Origin of the sequence: Colwellia sp. TT2012, from assembly GCF_001440345.1 — a bacterium.
GTDB lineage: Bacteria > Pseudomonadota > Gammaproteobacteria > Enterobacterales > Alteromonadaceae > Colwellia.
In genome coordinates this window covers 1-1,491 of the sequence record NZ_LJYX01000052.1, presented here as the reverse complement: position 1 = coordinate 1,491, position 1,491 = coordinate 1, and the positions used below count along the sequence as shown (strand labels likewise).

Annotated in this window: 1 protein-coding gene; it reads left to right on the top strand. The window is 37.2% G+C overall.

Annotation, left to right across the window (positions count from 1 at the left end; all coding sequences use genetic code 11):
- The first annotated feature begins 238 nt into the window (after positions 1 to 238).
- The gene (locus ASU03_RS18555; protein WP_057833200.1) at positions 239 to 583 is read left to right on the top strand and encodes a hypothetical protein; all 345 of its coding nucleotides are present in this window, start codon (positions 239 to 241) and stop codon (positions 581 to 583) included.
- Positions 584 to 1,491: the final 908 nt, after the last annotated feature.

The following is a 1,491-nucleotide window of genomic DNA, read 5'->3' as shown; positions in this document are numbered from 1 at the left end:
AATAGAGGAGCCTGCAATCAATCGAACTACCGTATAAAAAGGCTTTAGTTGCTGCTAAAGCTTGGGCCTCACTTTACCTAAACTGGTTTAAAAAGAATAATAAAGATGGATGTATTATCCATACAAGCAAATCAACAGGGACACGTAGAACTTGCTCGTTTCCGCTTCGCTGCACATTTTAGCAAGCACCACTTAGCCCGTTATTTGGGCGTTATGTGTCTAGAGTTGGTGTTTTATTATGGATAATCTAAAATATTTGGCCGCTATTTTTATGTTGTCAATAATTCCTTTACTAGGGCTTTGCTGGTTTGGTATTTTTATTATCGAAATATTAGATTCAAATGGGGGTTTAGCAGCTGCTAGTTATACATTTGCAGAACTGGTAGAAAATAACGAACTATCAAACTCTGAAATCGCTTCCAGATTAAAACTTGTTGCCGAATCGGAGTTGAAAATAGATAAGCATTTGAGTGTACTTAAAAGTTCATATCTTTTTTTTGGCATTACTGCTTTTTTTGTAGCTTTACTTCAAGTTAAACTTTTTAGGTATGCATTAAAGACACATAACAAGAAAATAAACTAGGACACGCAACAGTTGGCCGCGCTTCGTTCCTCGCACATTTTAGCCAACTATTACTTAGCCTGTTATTTGGGCGTTAGTTGGCTAATAAAAAAGATCGTCTAAGTGCTAAATAATTCAGTTTCACCAATTCACTGTTTGGTGCTTTACCGCGAATAAGTTAGTCACTTTCATCACGTTTCTGAAAGGTGTATTAGCGTAACTATTCGCTCTAAATAGTGAATGCAATGGCTCAAATTCACGGCTTGGTATTTCCATTACGGTGCGTTTAAGTTATTGTTGTACTTGGTGAAAGTATGTTGCAACTAACAAGCAAATCAACAGGGACACGTAACACTTGCTCGGTTCCACTTCGCTGCACATTTTAGCAAGTATTACTTAGCCCGTTATTTGGGCGTTAGTTGTACCGCTAAACAAGTGAAGTTTTATTGCAAAAGCGGTGTTTTATAAATAGGTTTGGTCTGTGTTTTAGGTGAGTTTTCGCCATTAACTTTTGCTCTTTAACCAGCGAAATTCAACCTCATTTGTCAATTGAAGGTTTAATGCGTTCGCTTCTAAACGGGTACTTGCGTGGCTCAAAAGTCAGGCTTTATTTTGTAGCGGTACGGGTATTCTTTATTATTAATTTATGCAGTATGCTATGGTAACTTGTTGTTAGCGTGGAGCTTTTAACCCCAACAACTAACAAGGCATTCAAACGGACAAAAAACAGTTGGTTGTTTTCACTCCGTTCAACATTATAACCAACAATTTTTTGCCGCTTAATGCGGCGTTATATGTTTTTAAAACTTAGCTTTAGGGCAAAACCTTTGCGTTTCGCCAAATCAGGTTTTTATGTTTAATCACGAATAGGTTTTGCACTGTCATTCGGTTTAATTATCGTTTACTGCACAACCATTCGTTCTAAATCG

Bases quoted from the DNA above. Each gene is read 5' to 3' on its own strand.
- ASU03_RS18555 (WP_057833200.1), top strand. From the start codon at position 239: ATGGATAATCTAAAATATTTGGCCGCTATTTTTATGTTGTCAATAATT.